The 22468-nt window shown below is 56.4% G+C and carries 20 protein-coding genes, 1 other RNA gene and 1 pseudogene; 5 read left to right on the top strand and 17 right to left on the bottom strand.

The genetic code is table 11. The features are described 5' to 3' along the window. Window positions 1-52: 52 nt before the first annotated feature. Window positions 53-979: pseudogene (locus tag ACZ3HH_RS22615) on the bottom strand (methyl-accepting chemotaxis protein); the annotation flags it as partial. A 394-nt stretch (window positions 980-1373) separates the two neighbouring features. On the opposite strand from ACZ3HH_RS22615, the gene pmrG reads away from it, so the two are divergent. Together pmrG and ACZ3HH_RS22605 are read left to right on the top strand one after the other, a co-directional pair. After that, window positions 1374-2045, top strand: a complete 672-nt coding sequence (gene pmrG / locus ACZ3HH_RS22610) for a lipopolysaccharide core heptose(II)-phosphate phosphatase PmrG (RefSeq protein ID WP_465807822.1) — start codon at window positions 1374-1376, stop codon at window positions 2043-2045. 34 nt (window positions 2046-2079) lie between these two features. Beyond that, complete coding sequence (locus ACZ3HH_RS22605; RefSeq protein ID WP_465807820.1) at window positions 2080-2943, top strand: phosphatase PAP2 family protein; 864 nt, start codon at window positions 2080-2082, stop codon at window positions 2941-2943. On the opposite strand, the gene ACZ3HH_RS22600 is transcribed toward ACZ3HH_RS22605, so the two are convergent. Further along, window positions 2894-4333, bottom strand: coding sequence for an ArnT family glycosyltransferase (locus ACZ3HH_RS22600; protein WP_465807877.1), 1440 nt, complete (start codon window positions 4331-4333; stop codon window positions 2894-2896). The two genes, ACZ3HH_RS22605 and ACZ3HH_RS22600, sit on opposite strands and share 50 nt — an antisense overlap. Window positions 4334-4732: 399 nt before the next feature. Between ACZ3HH_RS22600 and abiEi the strand changes: the two genes are divergently transcribed. Together abiEi and ACZ3HH_RS22590 are read left to right on the top strand one after the other, a co-directional pair. Further along, window positions 4733-5302, top strand: coding sequence for a type IV toxin-antitoxin system AbiEi family antitoxin (gene abiEi / locus ACZ3HH_RS22595; protein WP_465807817.1), 570 nt, complete (start codon window positions 4733-4735; stop codon window positions 5300-5302). Next, a complete protein-coding gene (locus tag ACZ3HH_RS22590) occupies window positions 5289-6191 on the top strand; it encodes a nucleotidyl transferase AbiEii/AbiGii toxin family protein (RefSeq protein ID WP_465807815.1) in 903 nt (300 codons plus the stop codon). Before abiEi ends, ACZ3HH_RS22590 begins: the two co-directional genes overlap by 14 nt. Before the next feature lie 147 nt (window positions 6192-6338). On the opposite strand, the gene ACZ3HH_RS22585 is transcribed toward ACZ3HH_RS22590, so the two are convergent. From ACZ3HH_RS22585 to ACZ3HH_RS22545, 9 genes are all read right to left on the bottom strand, one after another. Then, on the bottom strand, window positions 6339-6707 hold the full coding sequence (locus tag ACZ3HH_RS22585; protein ID WP_465807813.1) for a DUF6124 family protein: 369 nt from the start codon (window positions 6705-6707) through the stop codon (window positions 6339-6341). Window positions 6708-6957: 250 nt separating this feature from the next. Next, window positions 6958-7500 (bottom strand): histidine phosphatase family protein, encoded by a 543-nt coding sequence (locus ACZ3HH_RS22580; protein ID WP_465807811.1) that lies wholly within the window; start codon window positions 7498-7500, stop codon window positions 6958-6960. A gap of 481 nt (window positions 7501-7981) precedes the next feature. Next, complete coding sequence (locus ACZ3HH_RS22575) at window positions 7982-8380, bottom strand: DUF3224 domain-containing protein (RefSeq protein ID WP_465807809.1); 399 nt, start codon at window positions 8378-8380, stop codon at window positions 7982-7984. Window positions 8381-8528: 148 nt separating this feature from the next. After that, window positions 8529-8669 carry a hypothetical protein gene (locus tag ACZ3HH_RS22570; RefSeq protein ID WP_465807807.1) on the bottom strand — a complete coding sequence of 47 codons (141 nt, stop codon included), beginning with the start codon at window positions 8667-8669 and terminating at the stop codon, window positions 8529-8531. A gap of 83 nt (window positions 8670-8752) precedes the next feature. Further along, a complete protein-coding gene (locus ACZ3HH_RS22565) occupies window positions 8753-9793 on the bottom strand; it encodes a DMT family transporter (RefSeq protein ID WP_465807875.1) in 1041 nt (346 codons plus the stop codon). Between the two features lie 275 nt (window positions 9794-10068). Beyond that, complete coding sequence (locus tag ACZ3HH_RS22560) at window positions 10069-11223, bottom strand: Fic family protein (protein WP_465807805.1); 1155 nt, start codon at window positions 11221-11223, stop codon at window positions 10069-10071. A 326-nt stretch (window positions 11224-11549) separates the two neighbouring features. Further along, window positions 11550-11807, bottom strand: coding sequence for a hypothetical protein (locus tag ACZ3HH_RS22555; protein ID WP_465807803.1), 258 nt, complete (start codon window positions 11805-11807; stop codon window positions 11550-11552). Between the two features lie 35 nt (window positions 11808-11842). After that, window positions 11843-12211: a DUF6124 family protein gene (locus ACZ3HH_RS22550; RefSeq protein WP_465807801.1), complete on the bottom strand. Its 369-nt coding sequence runs from the start codon at window positions 12209-12211 to the stop codon at window positions 11843-11845. 523 nt (window positions 12212-12734) lie between these two features. Beyond that, the gene (locus ACZ3HH_RS22545) at window positions 12735-13658 is read right to left on the bottom strand and encodes a LysR family transcriptional regulator (protein WP_465807799.1); all 924 of its coding nucleotides are present in this window, start codon (window positions 13656-13658) and stop codon (window positions 12735-12737) included. A 143-nt stretch (window positions 13659-13801) separates the two neighbouring features. Here ACZ3HH_RS22545 and ACZ3HH_RS22540 point away from each other — a divergent pair, with 143 nt between their 5' ends. Beyond that, window positions 13802-15355, top strand: a complete 1554-nt coding sequence (locus ACZ3HH_RS22540) for an MFS transporter (RefSeq protein ID WP_465807797.1) — start codon at window positions 13802-13804, stop codon at window positions 15353-15355. Window positions 15356-15503: 148 nt separating this feature from the next. Here ACZ3HH_RS22540 and ssrA read toward each other — a convergent pair. The 6 genes from ssrA to ACZ3HH_RS22510 all read right to left on the bottom strand — a co-directional run bounded on the left by ssrA (window position 15504) and on the right by ACZ3HH_RS22510 (window position 22361). Further along, window positions 15504-15901: a transfer-messenger RNA gene (gene ssrA / locus ACZ3HH_RS22535) on the bottom strand. Window positions 15902-16017: 116 nt separating this feature from the next. Next, window positions 16018-16293 carry a hypothetical protein gene (locus tag ACZ3HH_RS22530; protein WP_465807795.1) on the bottom strand — a complete coding sequence of 92 codons (276 nt, stop codon included), beginning with the start codon at window positions 16291-16293 and terminating at the stop codon, window positions 16018-16020. A gap of 314 nt (window positions 16294-16607) precedes the next feature. Next, complete coding sequence (locus tag ACZ3HH_RS22525; protein WP_465807793.1) at window positions 16608-19418, bottom strand: FAD-binding and (Fe-S)-binding domain-containing protein; 2811 nt, start codon at window positions 19416-19418, stop codon at window positions 16608-16610. After that, entirely contained in the window at window positions 19415-20086 is a 672-nt protein-coding gene (locus ACZ3HH_RS22520; RefSeq protein ID WP_465807791.1) for a LutC/YkgG family protein, read from the bottom strand. The genes ACZ3HH_RS22525 and ACZ3HH_RS22520 overlap by 4 nt, the downstream gene beginning before the upstream one ends. After that, window positions 20086-21540 carry a LutB/LldF family L-lactate oxidation iron-sulfur protein gene (locus ACZ3HH_RS22515; protein WP_465807789.1) on the bottom strand — a complete coding sequence of 485 codons (1455 nt, stop codon included), beginning with the start codon at window positions 21538-21540 and terminating at the stop codon, window positions 20086-20088. Before ACZ3HH_RS22515 ends, ACZ3HH_RS22520 begins: the two co-directional genes overlap by 1 nt. After that, complete coding sequence (locus ACZ3HH_RS22510) at window positions 21537-22361, bottom strand: (Fe-S)-binding protein (protein WP_465807787.1); 825 nt, start codon at window positions 22359-22361, stop codon at window positions 21537-21539. Before ACZ3HH_RS22510 ends, ACZ3HH_RS22515 begins: the two co-directional genes overlap by 4 nt. Window positions 22362-22468: the final 107 nt, after the last annotated feature.

Raw genomic sequence — 22468 nt, 5'->3', positions numbered from 1 at the left:
CGATCTGGGTAACGCCATCACGGATGCCGCTGATCAAATCCCGCAGGGTTACGCCCATGCGTGCGATGCCTTGCTGCAACACGCCGAGTTCATCGCGGCGGGTCACTTTGATGTCCTGGGACAAATCGCCGCTGGCGATGCGCTCGACCACGGCCAGGGTCTCGCGCAACGGGCCGGTGATCTGACGGGTGATGATCACGGCGGCAATGACGCCCACCAGCAATGCCAGCAAGGTGCTGATCAGCTGCAACGTGCGGGCTTGGGCGCTTTCGACGTCACGACGTTCAAGTTGGATCTGATACAGCTGATCGCTCAGGGTCACGATGGTGGCGCCCTGTTCGGTCATTTCCTTGCGCGCCTGCACCGCATCGGTATTGGCGGCTTTATACGCTTGCAAGGCGCTGCGGTAGTTGCTCAGCGCGGTTTCCAGCTGACGCAGAGCATCTTGCTGAGTCTCTGCAAAAAGCACGTTGAGCTGTTTCAGGCTGTCGATGGCCGTATCCAGTTGGCCGACGGCTTTTTGCTCGGTCTCGGCGTTGGTGCTGGCGGTGTAGCCACGCACTTCGTAGCGAGCCAGGATGAACGCTTCCTTGGCCGCGGTGACGGCCTGGAACTGTTCGAAGCGTTGGTCGCTCAGGGGCATTTGCTGCACGCGGGTGCTGATCGCGTCGATCAACTTGCTGGCGGTTTCAGCATTGGCGCCCATGGCGTCGCGGGCGCTGTTACCGGTGCGGTAGGCGCTGCGCATTTTGTTCAGGGATATCTGGTAAGCGCTGATGGTCGCGCTCTGCTCTTTGAGTAGCTTGAGGTTTTCCGGGCTCTTGAAACTCGACAGCAACGCTTGTTGCTGAGCGACGAAACTGTCGAGGGTGGTCTGCACATTCTGTGCGGCAGTTTCATCGCCGTTAGTCAGCATGTATTGCAGGCGAACCACGCGCAGCTTGGTCAGGCCAGCGTTTAGCTGAGTGATATCGCTCATCCAGTTGCTGCGGTCAATCAACCCGCCCAGGCTTGTCCAGCCGGTCAGGGCGAGGACGCAGGTCAGTGCCAGGACCAGGCCGAATCCCAGGCCCAGTTTCAGGTTCACGCTGATATTACCGAACCAGCTATTCATCAATATTCCTCCAGGAACGTTGTGTTCTTGATCGTCGGTTGGCTGGAAGATTGTTGTTTTAAGAGCCAGCAAGGGTTAGCAGGTCTGTATCGGCTGTAATGCCGAGAGCTGAAAGGATTTTGTTGGACGGATTCTGTAACAAGATTTTTTGGCGGGTCTTAAGCTTTTTTTCACATGGGTTTCACCCGCTGCCGACGCGCGCCTCTTTACCCTCGCGGCATCGAATGACAATGGGTGCATGCCGGCGAGGCGGCTTGATGTGGAATTGAGACTGAGTCTGTTCGGGATAAAACGCTCGATTGATCTGAGCCGTTTGGCCCGTTATCGAAACGCCGCAGTCGTGCTGGTATCTGCCTTGTTGGTTATTCCGCTGACGGTTTGGCTGTTACGGCCCGCCGGCGTCCCTGACCTTGCCCATGGCAACGTGGCGGGTGCCCGGGCGTTGGCGACCGGTTGGGCAAAGGGTGAAATGATCGTGCTGGTGCGCCACGTCGAGCGTTGTGATCACTCCACCGCCGCTTGTCTGATTGGCAATGACGGCATCACCGATCGCTCCCGTAGTGTGGCGGTGAGTGTTGGCGCGCAGTTCGAACATCTGGGGCTGGATCGGGCCGACATCTACAACAGCCCGGTGATGCGTACGGCGCAAACCGCCGGTTACATGTTCAACAAGGTCGGCGTTGGCGAAGACTGGTTGGTCCACTGCAGAGGCAGCATGCTGCGCGAAGCCTTGGCGCACAAAGTGGCCGGACGTAACCTGATTCTGGTGACCCACAGCGAATGCATGGTGCAACTCGAAAAAGATCTCAAGTTATCGACCGAGACCTTGGGTTATGGCGCTTCTCTGTTTATCTCCGCTGAAAAGCCTCAGGCTCCGCGCATGCTCGGTTTCATCGAAGCCTCCGACTGGCATTCGGTGACCACCGAATGAGTTTCTTCATCATTCCTCTGGATCAGGACGTACGATGCTGACTGCTTCCCGTTACCGCTTTTATTGGGCGAACTTCGGTATTCCGCTGGCCTGCGCGGTCGTGGTTTTCCTGCTGTTTGACATGACCAAAATCGACATCGCCTTCAGCGATCTTTTTTATGATCCGGCCACACGGTTGTTTCCGTTACAGCATGTCCATCTGTTCGAAAAAATCACTCATAAATGGGCGCGGATCATTCCGAACTGGACCGGTGAGGTCGCGATGATCGGCGCTTTGTTGTCGTTTCTCTGGCCGCGTCTGAAGATTGAAAAACATTCGAAGATCATCGCGTTCCTGGAAAAAATCAAAGTCGCACCGGTGCTTCGGTTCGCCAGTAAACACCGTCGGGACTTCCTCTATGTGGTGTTCGCGTTTTCCATCAGCACTGGCGTTATCCATTACCTCAAGGGCCACACCAGTGTGTATTGCCCGGTCGAGACGACTCAGTACGCCGGGAAAATCGAACACAAGGAGTGGTACCAGAATTTCGATCTGCTGAAAGTTGCCGGCGCCGGTCGCTGCTGGCCGGGTGGACATGCGTCGGGCGGCTTCACCATGCTTGCGCTGTACTTCGTGGCGCGCCGCTATCGCTGGCGGTATGCCAAAGCGCTGATGTACGGCTCGTTGCTGCTCGGTTTCGTCTACGGCACGACGCGGGTTCTACAGGGGTGGCACTACATGTCCCACACCTTCTGGGCCGGAATCTTTGTATGGCTGGCATGTTTGCTGACGGCGTTAGCGTTCTATGGACGGGCGAGGCTGGAGCTGCCCCTGCTGCAGAAGGCTGCGTCGCCTGTTGTTGAGCCGTTTACAGGGTTACAAAGTAGTAAGCCTGACGTCCCACCTTCATGGTCTTGAGCACCTTCAAGGGCGCGGCAGGTTCATGTGACCCGGCCATGAGCGCCACGTTGGAAGGTGAAGCGCTCAGAAACTCATGCAGTTGCGCCTCGGTATCCAGCCCTTCGAGCACGCGCCGGGTGTAGAACACGCTGGCGCCTCCCACCCGTTCGTTCGCCTGAAACAAGGCGACCTGTTGCCCGCGGGCCTGCAACATCTGAATCTGTTCCGTCAGTGGCAGAAAAGACAGTTTGCGATCAGCCTTAGGCAATGCCCATTGAGCCGCGGCGAGGTAACTGCCGATCACCACGGCAAGTACGCTCATGGCAACACCGTGACGCTGTCGGGCAATGAGCCCCAGCCAGGTCGGGGCTTCGATATGGGTCTTGAGTCGTGCTAATAGCACGTTCGCATATTCTGTAGCCATCACCGCCGCCGCAGGCGTCATGGACATCAGGTACACCGTACGCTTGCTCGACGCCAGGGTCAGCATGACGAACTGCGCCAGCAGCCATACCGTGAAGAACAACAGGTAACGATTGGCCATCAAGCTTTTGCGAAAATGCCACAACCCCAGATACACCAGAATATTCCAGGGCAGGAAGGCCTCCGGCAGCTTGGCCAGGTAGTAGTAGAACGGTTCGTAATGCCCGGCCTCGACGAAGGAACCGCTGAAGCGCCCGACGCTGTTGGTCAGCAACACTTCCTCCACGGCATTCGCCCCACCGCGCTGATACAGCACCGCGAGCCAGATCATCAGCGGCACCAGCCCCAGCAGCGTCAACAACGCGGGACGCCGCCAGTCCGAGAGTTTCAGGCGCTTATCCATCAAGGTTTCAGCCAGTAAATACGCGAAGATCACCACTCCCGGCATCGCCAGCCCCAGTACGCCCTTGCTCAAGGTCGCGATGGTGATCCCTGAAACAAACAGTAGCGCGTTGCCGATGCTTGAGTGTCGCTGACCCTGAAAGAACGCCAGCAGCGCCATGGTCACACCAAGGGCCAGCAACGCGTCTTCACCGACGCCGCGCACGTTGCTCCAGTAACTGGCCATGGTCGCCAGCAGTATCCCCGCCGTCCAGGCAACTGCCTCGGGCCGGCCGAACCGCCGCAGCATCGCGTACAGCAGCATCACGCTGAACAGCCCGGCAAACGCCGACGCGAGCCGCACCGCCCATGGTGTACCGCCAAATGCGCGAATCGCCCCGGTATCGAGCCACAAACTCAAGGGCGGCTTTTCAAGAAACGGTTCGCCGAACAAACGAGGTGTCACCCAGTCGTTATCCAGGTGCATCTGCATGGCAATCCCGGCAACCCGGGCCTCCGTGGAACCTTGTAACTGGTGATTGCCCAACGCGAAGAAAAACAACAGAACGGCAAGCAGAAACAATGAAGAGGCAGGACGCGACATGATCTTCTGGCTGCTGAGCAGGGGGTTGGGAAGATTGAGCATACGGTGGGAATGCTTAACCAATGGTGAACAGCCTCGCATTGTTACCGGGCGTGGTGTGCGGAGCAGGATTCGTGTCTGTACCGCTGAAGCACCCGCGTCCGTGTGCCAGTCACTTGAAATGACCGCTAACAAAACGACAGACAAAAAAAAGCCCGCGGGAGGCGGGCAAACCGTAGTTTCTTGAATGAGCGAGAGGAATGTACAGGTTGGAGAGAGGCGGTGGGGTGAAGAAAAATTCATGTGGATGGAAGGCTTCTCCGTGTTGCTCACTGCCGAAGAGGCGCTGAAAAATCATTGCTTTGCGAGTTGACTCAACAGTAAGTTACACAAAGTGAAACTTTCTGTAGAGTCTTGGTTATGCGGGCACATTCAAAATCCACCCAGCCAATGGGGCGCCTTCTCCGGAAACTGACCCATTTGGCCAGTGACGAGCGCTATCTGTTCACCCCTGACGATCTCAGGGCATTGGTGCCCGACATTTCCGAAGGCGCGTACAAAACCTTGTTGAGTCGTGCGGCCTCGGAAGGTCATCTGGCGCGAGTGTGCCGAGGGCTCTACCTGTTTGAAGCGACCATGCCGTCCAGCGGACTGGTGTTGTTTCATGCGGCCGCCAGGCTGCGTGCCATGCACTTCAACTACATCAGCCTTGAAACAGCATTGAGTGATTGTGGCGTCATCTCGCAGATTCCCATCAACTGGATCACGCTTATGTCTTCCGGGCGCAGCAGCACTCTTTCATGCGGACGTTGGGGCACTATCGAATTTGTGCACACCCGCCAGAAACCTCAGGACCTGGTCGGTCAGCTCCACTACGACGCACGTTGCCGTCTATGGCGGGCAACACCGCAACAGGCATTGCGAGACATGAAGGCGGCGAAACGAAATATGGATTTGATCGATTGGAGCGTTGCCAATGAGTTTGTTTGATGAACTGGTAGATGAGGCACTAAAAAACAAGCAGGATCTGGCGCCATTGCGGGTCGTGGTAGAAAAGGAATTGCTGCACCACGACATCATGTTGGCGCTGAGTTCTGCTGGCATGCTCGCCAAGCTGACCTTTATTGGTGGTACCTGTTTGCGTGCTTGCTACGGTTCTAACCGTTTGAGTGAGGACCTGGATTTCACCGGTGGTGCAGATTTCAATCGCGAGAGCCTGACCGAGCTTGCCCATGTATTGGTCACCACACTAAAAACCAAATATGGCCTTGAAGTTGAAGTCGGTGAGCCTGTTCGTGAGGAAGGGAATGTCGACACCTGGAAGCTGAAGGTTCAAACCAGACCTGGGCGCAAAGACCTGCCGGCACAGCGCATTAACATCGACGTGTGCTCCATCCCGAGCTATCAGCCACAGCCAATGCAGTTGCTTAATCCTTATGGTGTCGAAATGGGCACAAGCGGTCTGATCTTGCAGGCTGAAACGCGCGAAGAAATCTATGCGGACAAAATCGTAGCTTTTGCTCTGCGTCCTAACCGAATCAAGAACCGTGATCTCTGGGATATGGTTTGGCTGCGTCAGCAAGGCGTAACACCGCAACTGGATCTGATTGCGAAAAAGCTGGGAGATCATCACTGCGAGCAGGACGAGTTCTTGAGACTGTTCAAGGAGCGTTCAACGCTGCTCGACACTGATCCGAAAGTCGCTATCGAATTTCGCAGGGAGATGGGGCGGTTCCTGCCGGGGGAGTTGGTAAATCAAACCGTTAATGAACCGGCGTTCTGGACGTTTTTGGTTGGGCATGTACGTGATTTGTATGTGGCTACAGATAAAGCGCTGAGCGGCCATGAGAGTATTCAGAGTTTTGGCTTCAAGATGTGAAACCGAGGGATACGCAGTAGCAGTCGCAAAAATGGGCGACCTCAATGAGGTCGCCCATTTTGCTTTTCTACGCCGAAACCTGTGTCTGTGACCGTCGCATGCGTCGATCCATGACAAAACCTCCCTTCGATCAACGAACGCAATCACTCAGTGAAAGACGGGAGGTTTGGCTACGGCCACCGACCCGTTCGGATCGAGGTTATCCCGCGCTCGGTTGACCAAAAGTTCGGTCAACACCGTCAATTGATGAAGAGCCAGCGCCACATTGTGCTGCGAGCCTTCGAGTTGGTTGGCAAAGTCCAAAGTCATGACGTTGAGCGACGCCAGGGTTTCGCTGGCATGAGCGAGCAGGGTGGTCGTATCGACGTCGGGACGGACGCTGAAGATGTTTCTGTTCAGGTTGCGCCGGCGGGCGCTGACGGCGCGTTCGGTGGCTTGGGGAAGTTGGGTTGGGTCGAGGGTTTCAGGCTCTGAAGTGGCCGGATTTTCAACTAAATGCAGGGTGATTTTTTTCATAAGGGCGTTCCATGGGGTTAGGGATCCTTACGCTGTTTCGGCTTGTCAAAACCGTCCGCAGGGTTTGCAGCGAAGCGTGAAGACTATCGTCCGGAAACCTTGTTCGCCAGTTCATGGAAGCCGCTACGGGTTGCGGGAAATTTCCCAGGATGACGTGGCTTTAATCTGTCAGAGAAACTCTTTTTAGCTACGTTCAGCCCGCACAACCCGGAGCGACCATTACCCTTCGAGGCAGGGCTATCGCCGTGCCTTAACCCTGATTCATCCGATAGGCCGTCGCGCTCCAGTACCGGTTGCCATTGCTTTTATGGCGAGTCCATCCGGCAGCCTCCAACCGCTTGGCGATCATTCGATTCATGAATCCATGACCGAGCAGGAGAACTGGCCCTTCGCTGGCAAGGGATTGAAGTTGTTGAGCTGCCGTATTGGCCCGTATTTTAGCCTTGCGGGCAGACTCGACCGTCCCTGAGAAGCCGCACAACCATAGGATTCGAAGAATAAATGCCCACGTAAACGGTGAAAGGCGCGGCCGTGTCCATCGCCCATAGGGCAACTGCGCCTCGCAGAAGATCTCATCTACAAGGCTGGGCTGCAGGCCCAGCGCCCGAACGGATGTCAACGCCCGAGGCGCAGTACTCGACACGATCACTTTGGCGGTAGCGGCCACCTCCACACTCGCCTCAGGGGCGAGCTGGTTGATGATTTCGGACAGGTCGTATTGTTCGATCCAGTGTTTCATATCGACTGATGAAATCTTGTCGATCACAGCCAGATTCGGCTGGCCATGACGCATTAAGATAATTTCCCTTTCCCTTTCCATTTCTAATCACGTCCTTGTCTGCGGCCCCGTGAGTACAGAGGATGCACTCTTGCGGGTATTTGGAGGGCGATGATCATGCCTGAATAAAAAGCCTGAAGCATTGATCAGCATCCAGATTTTATCCCCGGCGAGCGGTGAACCTGTCTCTGCGAAATGGCTGTCGACTCAACGGTATGGCGATCACCACTCCTTGATCAGGGTAATGGTCATTCATGGAGGGTTTTCACTAGCGCGCCGTTCAATACCTCAAATTCAAAAAAAGGCACCTGCGATACTCTCGTCAGGTGCCTTTTCGTGTTGGGGAAGCGGCAACGATTTCCTATGCCGGGTTCGTTACAAGCTGAAAACCTTTATCCGTAACCTTCGCCCAACCACATCCAGCAAATCGCAGCGATCAGCCATCGCGCAATGGGGTCACCAACACAGTAAGCGTCCGCTCAACACACCTTGGCTGTCAGTCAAACGAGTATTCAAATGACACTTGTGCCGGCTCGCCATGGCCAGCAACGTAGCTACCATTCCCGCTAAGATTTACCAGCTCACCCGTGCCGGCACCCTCCACGACACTCCAGGTGCTGCGCGCCTTACCCTCCGAAAATGATCCCGAATGCTGGACAACAAATGTTCCGCTCTTACCTGCCACCACACCACAAATCCGCTCAAAACCAACAAAGCAAGCTGTGCCGTCAGCGCAATAAGACATCAGGTATTCGACGCTACTTGTTCCCTCGATGGCGCCGGCATATGACTGCGTCACTTTGGCATGTGAGAGTTTTGGAGCGTCTTCAAGTACTTGAGATGGCGTCTCGTCCCAGCCAGTTATCTGAAATGTGCAACTGACAGTCGCTTTCATAGGGTTTTAGCTCTTTGTCGTAGTAATGGAATGTGGTGGTTTGATGCGGCGGGCATCTGGTCTTGGCTAACAATAGCAGTTGCCACCTGTGTGGCAGCAGCTCGCTAATATCAATCGCCCGCTGCGTCGAAGGCATGTCGACCTTTCCTTACTGCTCCGCCTGCCCTTGCAGGTGTCGGTGCCCAGCCGCCTGAATGAAATCGGCCAAATGCCAAATCGCTCCGTTGGCTGCCCATAAGCCGTCTTTGACTTCATCAAGGATGATCGAAGTCATGATGCGCCAGTTCACTGTAACCGCCTTCGCTCATAGAGAAACTCTCCAGCAATCGAGTCGCAGTGCGGATGCGGCACGCTGCCATCCGTCTCAGTCGCTCAGTGTGAGTGCCTGTGATGGATATCAGGAAAGTGCGGATGACTGTGTCGGATTGGAGCATGGTCGTGTAAATGGCTATGAGGTTGAGTGCCGTCCCACTCAAAGGCATGTTCATGTTGATGGTGCTCATCGTGAATATGCTGATGGTCATGTGTTTGCGGATCGTGTTGGTGTTCGTGAGAATGGCTTTCTGTAAGGTGTATCCAGACACCAATCCCCATCAGGCCTGCAGCAATCCAAAACACCCATGTCACTGCTTCGCCTAAAACCAGGATTGAAATGGCGGCCCCCAAGAACGGTGCAGTAGAGAAGTACGCACCTGTCCGTGCTGTTCCAAGCCCCCGCAAAGCCAAGACGAATAGCACCAGGCTAACGCCGTAGCCTAAAAAGCCTACGAGTAGCGTTGGCCCCAGCAGAGACAATTCAGGGAGATGCATGCCAAGAGCAATCCCTAAACTGCAGTTGACGACCCCGGCGACCAATCCTTTGATGCCGGCGATGAACAATGCATCCGATGCGGAAACCTTCCGGGTAAGGTTGTTATCGATGGCCCAACAAAAACATGCAATCGCTACAGCGACCGGGCCAACCCAACCATGGATCTGCGCGGAAGTTTGAGGCCACCCCAAGAGAACGCCACCCGCCACTATTGCGATCATTCCCACGACGATCCGCCGGTCGGCGTTCTCCTTGAAAACCATCCAGGCAAGCAAGGCGGTCAACACCGCCTCAAGGTTTAGCAACAGCGAAGCAGTGGTACCCGATGTGAGAGTAAGGCCGAACATTAAAGACACCGGCCCCAGCACTCCGCCGAACGCGATAGCACCAATGAGCCATGGCCATTCGGAAGATGTTAAGCCGGCAGGCTGCCAGCCGCGATCACGGATAAGCCTGGTGACTGTGAGACCCAAGCCGCTTCCCAGGTAAAGCAAACCGGCGAGCAAGACAGGTGAGACGTTCAGCCCCAGGACCTTGGCAAGCGGTGTGCTGGCACCAAAGAGGGCTGCAGCACCCAAGGCGTATAAAACGCTTTTGTTCATCATCTGTTCCGTAGCAAGGGCATTGTTGAGAAACACGATACCCGCCACGCATGGATAGTGCATTGAATCGCAGCGGGTGCGCTGAAAAACTGGCGGGGGCCCTGAGGAATACCTGAGCACACGGGGGAGGGTAAATCCGCGAGATATTGGTAGCGACAGCTTCTACAGCTTATGGCCTCTTACTTTGTTCCTTTGAAGGCTCGAATTTTACCCCCGACAAGCGCTACCCTTTCTTGCTTTTTTATGCTCATCTCACGGGCAAGAGATGCGAAAAATTAAGGATTCTCCAGAGGTTCGGGTATGAAACCCTGTTCTCTCAGAGACTTGATTACGCCTCGGATCAGGTAATTGTTTGAAAACCCGATTGTGTACTGTCTGGCTCCAGGATTAAGTGGAAGGAGCATTCTTTGATCGACAAGCTTTTTGATCAGATACGTTCTTTGATTGCTCGACTGATTGGGAAGTACGGCTGCCACATCGGCCGACTTCACGACTTTCGATTTTATTGCAATCGACAACACCGACTCTTCTGTCTCGGTGATCCACTCTCTCTCCCTTGCAAAGGCGACGGCAGGAACGAGAATGTACTTGGTGAGATAGGAGTATTTAGTAAGACGATCTACCTTTTCCAGCTCGTCGCGAATGCCTTCAAGCACATATGTACACCACTCCTCCAAGCCTTCCTTTGTACCTTTGTCGGCGGTAGCAAGCATTGAATAATATCGTTCACGGTCGTTGCAAAACACGGCTGTAGGATTCAAAACCCTTCCTCCTGTGCTCACGTTGAATCCGTATTTCATTAGGAGAGCATAGGTGAGCAGCCTTACCACCCGACCGTTGCCGTTACCAAATGGGTGTATCCATCCAAATCTGTGATGTGCCAGTGCAACCTTCATGAGGTCATATTTTGGAGAGTCTTCACGATTCACGAACCCTACCAGTTCCTGCATATAAGCTTGGACCTGGATGAAATCGGGAGGCAGGTGCTCAGATTGGGATATGCGAACGGCTCCACCGCGGTAAGCTCCAGGCGTTTTGTCACCCTCTCTCTGCAGATCATTTACGGTCATTGCGTGCAACTCTCTGATTGTCTGCTCTGTCAGAGGGACGCCGAGCTCCATGACCTGCTCGATGTAATCCATTGCTTTTTCAATGTTGGCCACTTCGCGCAATTGATCTGTATCTTGCGCCGTGCCTTCTACCTTGCTCTCTATGTAATCAGCCAGGGTTGTATGATTGCCCTCGATACGAGCAGAGCCAAGGCTTTCAAGAGTGTGAAAAAGTGATTTGAGCTGATAGAACACCTGCGGAGGTGTATCGCCCTCAAGCCTCAGACGCCTTAGGTGTTCTAGCTCGCTCAGGACATCAACTAGATCAGAGTCGAAGGATGGATTGAGAAGCTCAAGGTCGTGATGGATAAACGTAGGCATATGGAAAAATATCTCAAAACGGCCGAAGAATTATCTTGAAGGAATTCCGGGAACCGCCCGTAATTAACGGTCTACGCTTAGCATACGCTAAACATTATCTTAAAATCGGCTGTGCGCTAAGTGAAAACGGGTGAAAAATTAAGTGAGATATCTCGCTGGTTAGCGGCGTTTCAGCGATTCTTGGGCGGTTTCATTTCTCTGACCTTCGGCGCTCGAGCGTTCAGAACATTTCTACCCGCTCAAATCCAAAAAAAGGCACCTGCGATATTCTCGTCAAGTGCCTTTTGGTGTTGGGGGAGCGGCAATGATTTCCTATGCCGAGTTCGTTACGATGCCGAAGCCTGCATCTGTAACCTTCGCCCAACCACATCCAGCAAATCGCAACCGTCGCGCAACGAAGTCACCAACACCCGCGCCAGTTCACTGTAAACGCCTTCGTTCGCGGCGAAGCTCTCCAGCAATTGAGTCGCGGTGCGGATGCGGTAGGCCGCCGTTTCATGCAGCACATCCAGCGGTGCTTCGGTGTCGATCAGCAGCGACGCAATGGTGCAGTCGATGCCGGTGACCGGCATGTATCGATCCATGACAAAACCTCCATTCGATCAACGAGCGTGATCACTCAGTGGCAGACGGGCGTGACCGCCGGCGTGGGTGAATCGAGGTTATCCAGCGCTCGATTGATCAACATCTCGGCCAGCACAGCCAGTTGCTGAATCGCCAATGCCACGTTGCGATGCGAGCCTTCGAGCTGGTCGGCCAGGTCGGTGGTCATGACGTTCATGGAGGCCAGGGTTTCGCTGGCGTGACCGAGCAGGGTGGGCGTGTCGACGTCGGGGAGGATGGTGAAAACATGGCTCACGGGATCGGGCTGTTTCGGGTTGCGCAAGCGGGCGCTGACGGCGCGTTGGGTGGCTTGGGAGAGTTGGGTCAGGTCGAGGTCTTCCGACTCTGAAAGGGTTTGGTTTTCAAGTGGGTTGGTCTTTTTCATGGAGGAACTCCGAAATGTTAGGGATTCCTACGCTTTTCGGTCTGTCAAAACCGTCCGCCGGGTTGCAGCGAAGACGGAAGGTTATCTTCTTGGATTGTTATTTGCCAGTTCATGGAGTTCGCCACAACTTGAGGGAAATTTCCTAGGACGGAGCGGGGTGCCAGCCAGAATTGTTTCTGAAGGAGGTTCTGGATTTGTCATGGCGTTCGACGGTGACGACGCTGGGCGTTTGGATGCCAAACCCCAGATGCAACAAGCCCGCACTTGGCGGGCTTTGGCTTCGATTGGGCCGGGGTAATCTGAACTGGCTAAGTAAATTGTTGATTAATAACATTAATAATGATTTTAATTTTTCGTTGGAATACCAATTGGAATACTGCGCTCCACCTGACCACCCGTTTGCATTCGATCTGACCAGCACGCTTCGTAACTATGATTGGCAGTGAACTGGCCACAGCGGACGGTCAGCGATTACCGGCACAGCCGCCGCAACCTATAAGGACGGCGCGGTCGCGACAGTGCTTCATGAGCGCGTTGCATCTGGGCTGTCTACGGAAGGAATGGTAAATAGATGCTCGGCGGCAAAGTCCACGAATACCCGGATTTTCGGTGAAAGATGGCGACTGGACGGCCACAATGCCCAGAACTGCCCTTGATCTTCGCTGTGACCGTCGAGCACCGTTTCCAGGCGCCCCTGGGCGATAGCTTCGCGCGCCAGGAAGTCCGGGACAAATGCGATACCGTGCCCATCCACCACGGCCATCAGCATGGCTTCCATATTGTTCAATGTCAGAGCGGTTGGCAGGCGCAACTGCGTGAACTGGGGGGCCGAAGACATACTCCAGTCCATTATTTTACCCGTTGTGACAAATCGGTAACGCAAGCACTCGTGATGCTCGAGGTCACTGATAGTGACGGGCCGTCCCTTACGCCGCAGATAGTCAGGCGATGCGCACAGGACAAACTTAAAAGGCCCCAACTTGCGGGCCATCAGCTTGGAGTCGGCCTGCCCACCGCTGCGAATCACTACGTCAAAGCCTTCATCGATCACATCCACCAACTGGTCGTTGAAATCCAGTTCCAGCTCAATCTCCGGATAGGTTTTGCGGAACCGCGCCATATGGGGCAAGAGAAAGCGATAACCGATAGTGGGCAAGCTGACGCGTAACTTTCCACGGGGTTCCTGTGTGGCATGGGAAAGCATCGCCCGGGCATCTTGAAGATCGTCGAGGATCTTGCGGCAGCGTTCATAGAACAACTGTCCCTCCGCAGTCAGGCTGACTTTGCGGGTGCTGCGGTGCAATAACCGCACATTCAGCGAAGCCTCAAGTTTGGCGACGTTTTTGCCCACGGCCGAGGCAGAAATCCCCAGCGCCCTGGCGGCGCTTATGAAACTGAGCGCCTCGGCGGTTCTTACGAATGAGATCACCCCACTAAGACTGTCCACAACTCGATTACATCCTTTTGGTTCATTATAAGTGGAATAAAAGCCCGTTTATCTTCGATTGTATCCTAGCTAGAGTGTACGAACGATCGCGCGCCTCGGCCTGGACAGCACGGATACTTCATAGATATGCAGGGAATCACCTAATGAACTCAGCTACCGAACCGCTGCCGGCCCATGGCCGGCACTCCATATTGGCTGCAATTTGCCTCGCCGCCTTGGTATTGCCCATGAGCTTTACCGGCGGGGCAGTGGCCACGCCGTTCATTGGTCAAACCTTTGATGCCCATCCCACGGAACTGGCCTGGATCACTAATGCCTTCATGCTTAGCTTCGGCAGCCTGCTGATGGCCGCCGGCACCCTCGCAGACCTCTACGGACGCAAGCGACTGTTCATGTGCGGCATGGCGTTGTTTGCACTGGTGTCGATCCTGTTGGCGGCGGTCCCCGATATTTTCTGGCTGGACCTGTTGCGTGGCGTGCAAGGCATTGCCGCGGCGGCAGCCCTGGCCAGCGGTTCGGCGGCACTGGCGCAGGAATTTGATGGGCATGCCAGAACTCGTGCTTTCAGCCTCCTGGGCACCACTTTCGGGGTTGGCCTGGCCTTCGGTCCTTTGTTATCGGGGTTGCTGATCGAGTACTTGGGCTGGCGCGCAATTTTCCTTTTCACGGCCCTGCTCGCCATCCTTTCCTTGATATTTGCCCTGCCGAAAATGCGCGAAAGCCGCGACCCGCAAGCACAGCGACTGGATACGCCCGGCGTGCTGACGTTTTCCGGCCTGCTGATCATGTTTACCACGGCGGTGATCCTGGCACCTGAGCAAGGCTGGGGCTCGCCGGTCATCCATGTACTGCTTGGAACGTCGGCGGTCTTTTTGCTGCTGTTTATCATTGTTGAGAATCGGGCAAAACATCCGATGCTGGAACTGGGGCTATTTTTGTTTCCGCGCTTTGTCGGTGTACAGATCCTGCCGATCGGCACCTGCTATTGCTACATCGTCTTGATCGTATTGCTGCCGTTTAGGTTTATCGGCGTAGAAGGGGCCAGTGCCTTTGAAGCGGGGCTGATGATGTTGGCACTCTCTGCCCCGATGCTGATTGTCCCGATCATTGCCGCGTCGCTAACTCGCTGGTTGTCGGCGGGCGTACTCTGCGCAATCGGCTTCGTGATCGCAGCGGCCGGGCTCTACTGGCTGAGTACGATCCCGGTCGGCACGCACGCGCAGATCATCGCGGCCATGCTGCTGACCGGTATCGGTACAGGCCTGCCCTGGGGTTTGATGGATGGTTTGTCGATCAGCGTGATCCCCAAGGAACGGGCGGGGATGGCCGCTGGTATTTTCAACACGACACGGGTGGCCAGCGAAGGTGTCGCCCTGGCAATCACTGTTGCGGTGCTGACGGCCCTGGTCGCACACCATCTGAGCATCAGTGACTCGGTCAAACTGTCCGCTGTTGACTATTCAACTATCGCGCAACGCCTGGTGATGGGTGATATCCAGCACGCGAGCACCGACGCCAGCCAAATCCCGTTGACGATGCTGCGCTCGGCCTATACCGCAGGATTCAACACCTTGTTGCAACTACTGGCGATGTTCACGCTGTTCACTGCCGCCGTGGTCTTTCTATTCCTGGGACGCCAAAGCGAAGTCGGCACTGAATCCGCGCCCGATGCCGTCCGTTTCTCATCGGATACCTGAAAGCTGCTTTGGAGCCATGCCTGAGGGCTTCGCGGGCAAGTCGGATCGCCGCACCGCTCGCTCCTACAGGGGATGCGGGGTAGCCGACAATTCACCAAACCCCAGATGCAACAAAGCCCGCACTTGGCGGGCTTTGTCGTTTTCGGATTGGTGGAGCCGGGGGGATTTGAACCCCCGTCCGCCAGTACTCCGCTGTCGGTACTACATGCGTAGCCGTGTCTATTAAGTTAACCCTCAGCGACCCGACGGGCAGGGTGCTTTGGGCGAGTTGTGTAAGTTTTAGCCGCTTCGTCCACAACGTACTGCACGGCGATTCTGTTCTATATGACAATCACTTTGGGTTTACAGACATCCCCTGGTGATTGCTGGACCCGAAGGTACCAGAAGCTCAGGATCTAAGGCTGCTTACGCAGCGAGAGAGAATTCCTGGCCGTAGGTTTCGTCATTGGCAACTATAAGTAGTTGCAACAGTGGATTTACGAGTTCTGTTACCAACTCGGCATGCACCTAAAGTTTCGCAACCGGCGTCGAATCCTAAACGGCCCCGAACCTGCTGTGTGTAACCAGCAGGCAAGCGCAGTGTACGCCAATGCGCGCGGCGAGTCGACCTTCTGTCCTTACCTGCGCGTCACGGCCAGCGCCGGATTGGCTCTGGCCCGGCCCTAATGGCTATTCATGTGGCTTTGAATGTCCTGAAGCGCCTGCTGCGTCAGGGATACACACTCTCTGTCATTGTTGGCGGCGTGGGCGGCCTTGGCTTGTTCGGCTTTGGTGATCACGACACCTTTGGTGGCGGCGTCCAGCGTGGTGGTGCTGGACAGCTTGTTATTGACTTCCTGGAGCTTCATTACGCATTGATCGCTATCGTTTGAGGCGTATGCGGAGGAGGCCAGCATTGTTGTAGCGATGAGCAGTCCAGCCAGGGCGGAACGCTTCATGGGTATCTCCTGGAACGGGGGTGGGGATTGGGCCACGCTGATTGGGGCTTAACAAATGGACTGTGACGGCGTGCAAGGGTTCTGTTTTTGCTGGCGAGGGAGTGAAAGAATTTTCCGGGAGGCGGGGGCGAAAAAGGGGCAAAAAGGCCTGATGCCAGTCAGTTAAGACGCGGAACCTGTGGGAGCGAGCTTGCTCGCGAAAGCGGTGTGTCAGGCGACATCAATGTTGACTGTGCCGCCGTCTTCGCGGGCAAGCCCGCTCCCACAGGTATTGCGCATTAGGCGTTATTGCCCCTTCTTTTGGTGCTTCGGTGTCAGACCGCTCTGGCTTGAGTGACCCGGTCCACGAGGTAGACCAGTCCGTGGTAGTCAATTCCACCGTGTTGCGTCAGACCGATCTCACAGGTACGGCTGGTAGAAATCCCCTCACTGCATTGTTGTACCGCGTCTTTGAGCGTGCGTAACGAATGGGCATTCAATTCCGGGGTGGTGAAGCCCTTGTCACCGGCAAAACCGCAGCAGTGAATGCCTTCCGGGATGACCACGTTTTTACTGCATTTGCGCGCAAGATCGATCAACGCCTGGCTCTCGCCAAGATGCTGAGTGCTGCACGTGACGTGTACCGCGATCGGTGCTTCCTGGGGGGTGAAATCGAGACGATCCATCAAGTGCGTGCGGATGAAACGCACCGGGTCGTACAGGTCCAGTCGCACATCGCCCAAGTCCTGAACCAGCCGCAAGGTGCAGGGGCTGGTGTCGCAATAGATCGGGTCGAGCCCGCCGCGGCTGGCGTGCAGCAGTGCGCCGATCAGTTCCTGACGCTTGTGTTCGGCCTGTTCGGCGTAGCCTTTGGAGGCGAATGGCTGACCGCAGCAGAGGTTGTCCAGATTGTCGGGAAAGACTACCTGGTAACCGGCTTTTTCCAGCAGACCACGGGTTTTTTCGTACAGCGACATTTGCTCTTTATCACCCGCCGCCGGACCCATGACCCGCGATACACACGCCGCCAGGTACACCACCCGAGGCCGCTCGTCCGACACCGTCGGGCTGAAGCGAATGGCTCTTTCCGGTTGCGGCATGGCGTTGGTCCATTGTGGAACCTGACCCTTGGACAACCGTGTCAGCGATGCCGACAGCTTTGCCAAACGTGGCGCTCCCAACAGCATCCGCGCACCATTGGCAACGTGCAGGGTGAAGCGTGCGCCTTGCAATGTGGTGGCGAAATTTCCTTCAATCCAGTTGGTGGTTTTCGTATGCGTTGCTTTGCGGCCCCGGAGCTTTTTCACCAGCTCACCGGTGTTGATTCCTACAGGGCAACGTTGTGCACACAGGCCCGTGGCGGCGCATGTATCGATCCCCTGGTATTCGTAGGCCTGTTCCAGTTCGGCGGTGTCTGTGCCAGCGCGTTTCTTCGCTTGAATGTCACGCCAGATCACGATGCGTTGGCGTGGGCTCAAGGTCAGGCCTTTCGACGGGCACACCGGTTCGCAGAAGCCGCACTCAATGCACTTATCCACAATCTCATCGGCGGCCGGCAACGGTTTCAGGTGCTTGAGGTGGATCTGCGGATCGTCGCTGAGCACCACGTCCGGGTTGAGAATGCCGTTAGGGTCAAGCAGGCGTTTGAGCTGCCACATCAACTGGTAAGCGTCGCTGCCCCATTCCAGTTCGACGAAGGGCGCCATGTTGCGACCGGTGCCGTGTTCGGCCTTCAGCGAGCCGCCGAATTCAACGGCCACCAATTGCGCCACGTCGTCCATGAACGCCTGGTAGCGTGCGACTTCTTCCGCGCTGTTGAAGCCTTGGGTGAAGACGAAGTGCAGATTGCCTTCCAGGGCGTGTCCGAAAAGGATCGCTTCATCGTAGTGATGCTTGTCGAACAGCTCGATCAAGCGGTTCACGCCGCTGGCCAGTTGCTCCACCGGGAAGGTCACGTCTTCGATGATCACCGTGGTGCCGGTTTTGCGCACTGCGCCGACGGCAGGGAATGTGTCCTTGCGGATCGCCCAGAGCCGGGCGTTTTCCACCGGGTCTTCGGTGAAGTCGACTTGCTTCTCTACCGGGAAACCCGTCAGTGACGCCATGATTTGCGTCAGCTGTTCCTGGAGCAAAGTGGAAGAGGCGGCGCGGGATTCGATCAGCAGGGCGCAGGCATTGGTCGACAGTTGTTGTACGAAAGCCGGCATGCCGGGCTTGTCCTGCACCGAGCGCAGGCTGCGACGGTCCAGCAATTCCACCGCCGACACCGGTTGGCTTTTCAGCACAGTGACGGCATTGCAGCAGGTTTCTACATCCGGGAACACGATCAGCGCCGACGCCTTGTTCGGATGGTCGATTACCGTGTCGTAGGTCACTGCGCTGATAAACCCGAGCGTGCCTTCGGAGCCCACCAGCAAGTGGCTCAAGATATCCACAGGCTCGTCGAAATCCACCAGGGCATTGAGTGACAGCCCGGTGGTATTTTTCAGACGATACTTGTGGCGAATCTTCGCAGCCAGTTCGGCATTGGCGCGGGTCTCGCGGCCTAACGTCGCCAGACGTTCCAGCAGCTCGGCGTGGCTCTCTCGGAAGGCCGCCACACTGGCGGCGTCTTCGGTATCGAGGCGGCTGCCATCGGCCAGCACCAGACGAATCCCGGCCAGTGTGTGATAGGTGTTTTGCGCCGTGCCGCAGCACATGCCACTCGCATTGTTGGCGACAATGCCGCCGATTTTGCAGGCGTTGATCGACGCTGGATCCGGACCGATCTTGCGTCCGAACGGTGCGAGCCAGGCGTTGGCCTGTGCACCGATCACGCCCGGTTGCAGACGGATCTGTGTTCCTTGCCCGCGAATCTCGCGACCGTTCCAGTTATCTCCCAGCACGATCAGCACCGAATCGCTGATGGCCTGGCCAGACAGGCTGGTACCGGCGGCGCGGAATGTCACCGGAACCTGATCCCGTTGCGCCAGTTTGAGCAGCGCCACCACTTCGTCTTCGGACTCGACGCGGATCACCAGTTTCGGAATCAGCCGGTAGAAACTGGCGTCGGTGCCGAAGGCCAAGGTCGACAGCGGATCGTCGAAACGTCGCGCCTGAGGAATCAGTTGCTGCGCATCTCGCAGGAAAGCTACCGGTAGACTCATTGGTCCTCCAGGATCAGAACGACCAGGTCTTTCGGGCCGTGGGCGCCGTAGGCCAGTATTTGTTCGATGTCGGCAGTCTTCGACGGGCCGGACACCAGCAAGGCGTTGGTCGGCATGCCTTGAGCCCATTCGAACTCCTGCTGCACCTGATAGAAGTTGTCGCGAATTTCGCTGGCTTTGAGCAGGGCGAAATGCACTGGCGGCACCAGACTCATCAGGCGCGGTTCTTCCCGCGTCGGCCAGAGAATCAGGCTACCTGTCGCGGCGATCGCGCCGAGGGTGGTGGTCAGGCTGGCCGGGGTGTCGTTGAACAACTCGGCTTTCCATTCCTCGACCGGACGGTCGTAGGCTTTGAGTGCTGGCAGGCCAGGATTTTTCACCCAATGCTGAGTGATGCGTTGACCGTGAGGTGTTGTCGGCGCAATCAACAGGCTCGGCAACTGGCGATCCAGCAGCAATTGCGCCAGCAGTTCGGGCCAGCCTTCTCCGGACGTCAGATGAATTTCGGTGTGCACCGCTTCCATCAGTTTGCGCAGTTGCGGGATGCGTTGTTCTGGCGCGTAGGTGTAGGGCTCGGTCACCAGTTCGACATCGAAGTTGTCAGCCACCGGCGTGGTGCCTGTCAGACTGTTGCGCAATTTGGCGAGGATATTTTGCTTGGCGCTCATCAGCGGTCTCCCTGTTTGGCCAAATGCTCGCGGGCCATGTCATGCAGTGAGCGGGCGGCAGGTTTCGGTGCGCTGTGGTTCTGGGTCCACGGGCCGACGTTGCTCGGCGTCAGCGCGCGCAGGCGGGTGGCGAAAAAGCCGAACAAACGATAGAGCGTTGGTGAGCTATTGAGCTTCGCCCAGGCATTCCAGATAAACCGTTCTTTGCGCGAGTACTTGCTGCCCTGACCGCGCATCACTTGATGCGGGCTGTCCGGGGCTTTGACGTTCTCTTCCCGTAGGCGACGCAGCAATGCGGGGATCGGGATTTTTACTGGACAGACTTCACCGCAAGCGCCGCATAACGAAGACGCGCTGGGGTGGTCGGGGACTTTCGCCAGGCCAACCATGTGCGGGGTGATGATTTTTCCGATAGGCCCAGGGTAAACCTCCCCATAGGCGTGGCCGCCGATTCGGGTGTAGACCGGGCAATGATTCATACAGGCGCCGCAGCGGATGCAGTTCAGGGTCTGGCGTAACTCGCTGTCGGCGAAGGCTTGGCTGCGACCGTTGTCGAGCAATACCAGGTGCACTTCCTGAGGGCCGTCGAGTTCATGTTCCTTGCGCGGCCCGGAGATCATGTTGACGTAGGTGGTGATCGGTTGGCCGAGGGCCGAACGGGTCAGCAGTGATAGCAGCGGTACAACGTCCCGCAGGTTTTCGACGACTTTCTCAATGCCCGTGACGGCAATGTGTACGAGGGGCACTGTGGTCGACATGCGCCCGTTGCCTTCGTTTTCCACCAGCAACAGAGTGCCGGTTTCGGCCACGGCGAAGTTGACGCCGGAAACGCCGATGTCTGCTTCGAAGAATTTCTGCCGCAAGACCTTGCGACCGATCTGAATGAGTTGGTCTACGTCCTTGGTGTACTCCACGCCAAGTTTGTCGTGGAACAAGGACGCGACCTGGCCGGCATTCTTGTGGATCGCCGGCATAATAATGTGTGAAGGCTTCTCATGGTCGAGCTGGACGATGTACTCGCCCATGTCCGATTCCAGGCATTCAATGCCCTGTTCAGCGAGGAAATGGTTCATCTCCATCTCTTCGCTGACCATCGATTTGCCCTTGATCACTTGCCGCGCCTCGTGAGCGCGGATGATCGATAAGACGATGCCATTGGCCTCGTCCACCGTTTCCGCCCAGTGCACTGTCACACCGTTGCGGGTCAGGTTCTGTTCAAGCTGCTCGAGCAGGTCGGGCAACTTGGATAACGCACGGGCGCGGACAGCATTGCCCAGTGCTCGCAAATGTTCTCTTTCGTGGGCATCGCTGAAGGACGCTGCCCGTTTGCTCATCAGTGAATCCATCGCAGTGCGAAAGTTGTTTCGCAGTTGCGTGTCAGCCAAAGCCTTGTGAGCCCTGGCGCGAAAATCTTCTTCTACGGGGACCGTAGGAATAAGCGTGGAGGTGCTCATCGGGCACCCCCGGTACGCTGCCACAGGAAACTGGCCAGATGCTGACCGCGCAATGCTTCCTGCTGTTTCTCCAACGAGCCATTGATGTTCATCAGGCAGCCGCAGTCGGCACTGAGTACCTTGTGCGCGCCGGATTCCTTCAACGCCCGGGTCTTGTCAGCCACCATCGCGCCGGAAATATCTGGCATACGGACGCTGAAAGTCCCACCAAAGCCACAGCATTCACTTTCGTGGCTATGGTCGACTCGCTCCACATTGCTTAGCTGCGCCAACAACGCACGGCCGTGCAGGTGGGTGTTCATTTCACGGCGTGCCGAGCACGACGTGTGCAATGCCACTTTTACCGGTTCGCCACTGTCCTTGAGTTGCACCTTGCAGACAAACAGCAAAAATTCGGCCAACTCATAAGTCCGTGCCGCGAGGGCCTGGACCTGTTTCAGCGTTTGCGGCTCGTCCTTGAACAAGTCGGCGTAGTGTTCGCGCAACATGCCCGCGCAAGACCCCGACGGCACCACCACCGGATAATCACCGGCAAACAGCGCCAGTTGCGAGCGCGCCACGGTCCGGGCTTGTTCGGTGTAACCCGAAGTGTAGGCCGGTTGCCCGCAGCAGCTTTGCCCTTGCGGGTATTCGACACGAATGCCTTCGCGTTCCAGCAGATGAATCGCGTCCATCCCGGCTTCCGGGTAAAACAGATCCACCACGCAAGTCCCGAACAGGTAGACCCGTGACGGTTTTTCGCTGGGATATTGCCGAGGTTCGGGCAGTGGCGGGGCGACGCGGGTCGCGTTCGGCACAGCGTTGTAAAAAAGCTCGCTCATCAGGCGTGTCTCCGGGTGGTCCCGGTTATCCGTCCGCTGAGGCTGCTGAATATAGAGAGGGAAGCTTTCAGCAGCCTTGCAGACCCGGTTGTGAATAGCTGACGCCG

The sequence above is a fragment of the Pseudomonas sp. PME37.24/025 genome, from assembly GCF_055556615.1.
Note: the sequence above shows the minus strand (reverse complement) of the source record. Positions and strands in the feature narration are given on the sequence as shown.

Bases quoted from the DNA above. Each gene is read 5' to 3' on its own strand.
- ACZ3HH_RS22550 (WP_465807801.1), bottom strand. From the start codon at position 12,211: ATGAAAAAGACCAACCCACTTGAAAACCAAACCCTTTCAGAGTCGGAA.
- ACZ3HH_RS22510 (WP_465807787.1), bottom strand. From the start codon at position 22,361: ATGAGCGAGCTTTTTTACAACGCTGTGCCGAACGCGACCCGCGTCGCC.
- ACZ3HH_RS22590 (WP_465807815.1), top strand. From the start codon at position 5,289: ATGAGTTTGTTTGATGAACTGGTAGATGAGGCACTAAAAAACAAGCAG.
- ACZ3HH_RS22525 (WP_465807793.1), bottom strand. From the start codon at position 19,418: ATGAGTCTACCGGTAGCTTTCCTGCGAGATGCGCAGCAACTGATTCCT.
- ACZ3HH_RS22575 (WP_465807809.1), bottom strand. From the start codon at position 8,380: ATGAAAGCGACTGTCAGTTGCACATTTCAGATAACTGGCTGGGACGAG.
- ACZ3HH_RS22540 (WP_465807797.1), top strand. From the start codon at position 13,802: ATGAACTCAGCTACCGAACCGCTGCCGGCCCATGGCCGGCACTCCATA.
- abiEi (WP_465807817.1), top strand. From the start codon at position 4,733: ATGCGGGCACATTCAAAATCCACCCAGCCAATGGGGCGCCTTCTCCGG.
- ACZ3HH_RS22555 (WP_465807803.1), bottom strand. From the start codon at position 11,807: ATGGATCGATACATGCCGGTCACCGGCATCGACTGCACCATTGCGTCG.
- ACZ3HH_RS22600 (WP_465807877.1), bottom strand. From the start codon at position 4,333: ATGTCGCGTCCTGCCTCTTCATTGTTTCTGCTTGCCGTTCTGTTGTTT.
- ACZ3HH_RS22520 (WP_465807791.1), bottom strand. From the start codon at position 20,086: ATGAGCGCCAAGCAAAATATCCTCGCCAAATTGCGCAACAGTCTGACA.
- ACZ3HH_RS22515 (WP_465807789.1), bottom strand. From the start codon at position 21,540: ATGAGCACCTCCACGCTTATTCCTACGGTCCCCGTAGAAGAAGATTTT.
- ACZ3HH_RS22530 (WP_465807795.1), bottom strand. From the start codon at position 16,293: ATGAAGCGTTCCGCCCTGGCTGGACTGCTCATCGCTACAACAATGCTG.
- ACZ3HH_RS22585 (WP_465807813.1), bottom strand. From the start codon at position 6,707: ATGAAAAAAATCACCCTGCATTTAGTTGAAAATCCGGCCACTTCAGAG.
- ACZ3HH_RS22565 (WP_465807875.1), bottom strand. From the start codon at position 9,793: ATGAACAAAAGCGTTTTATACGCCTTGGGTGCTGCAGCCCTCTTTGGT.
- ACZ3HH_RS22560 (WP_465807805.1), bottom strand. From the start codon at position 11,223: ATGCCTACGTTTATCCATCACGACCTTGAGCTTCTCAATCCATCCTTC.
- ACZ3HH_RS22605 (WP_465807820.1), top strand. From the start codon at position 2,080: ATGCTGACTGCTTCCCGTTACCGCTTTTATTGGGCGAACTTCGGTATT.
- ACZ3HH_RS22580 (WP_465807811.1), bottom strand. From the start codon at position 7,500: ATGCGTCATGGCCAGCCGAATCTGGCTGTGATCGACAAGATTTCATCA.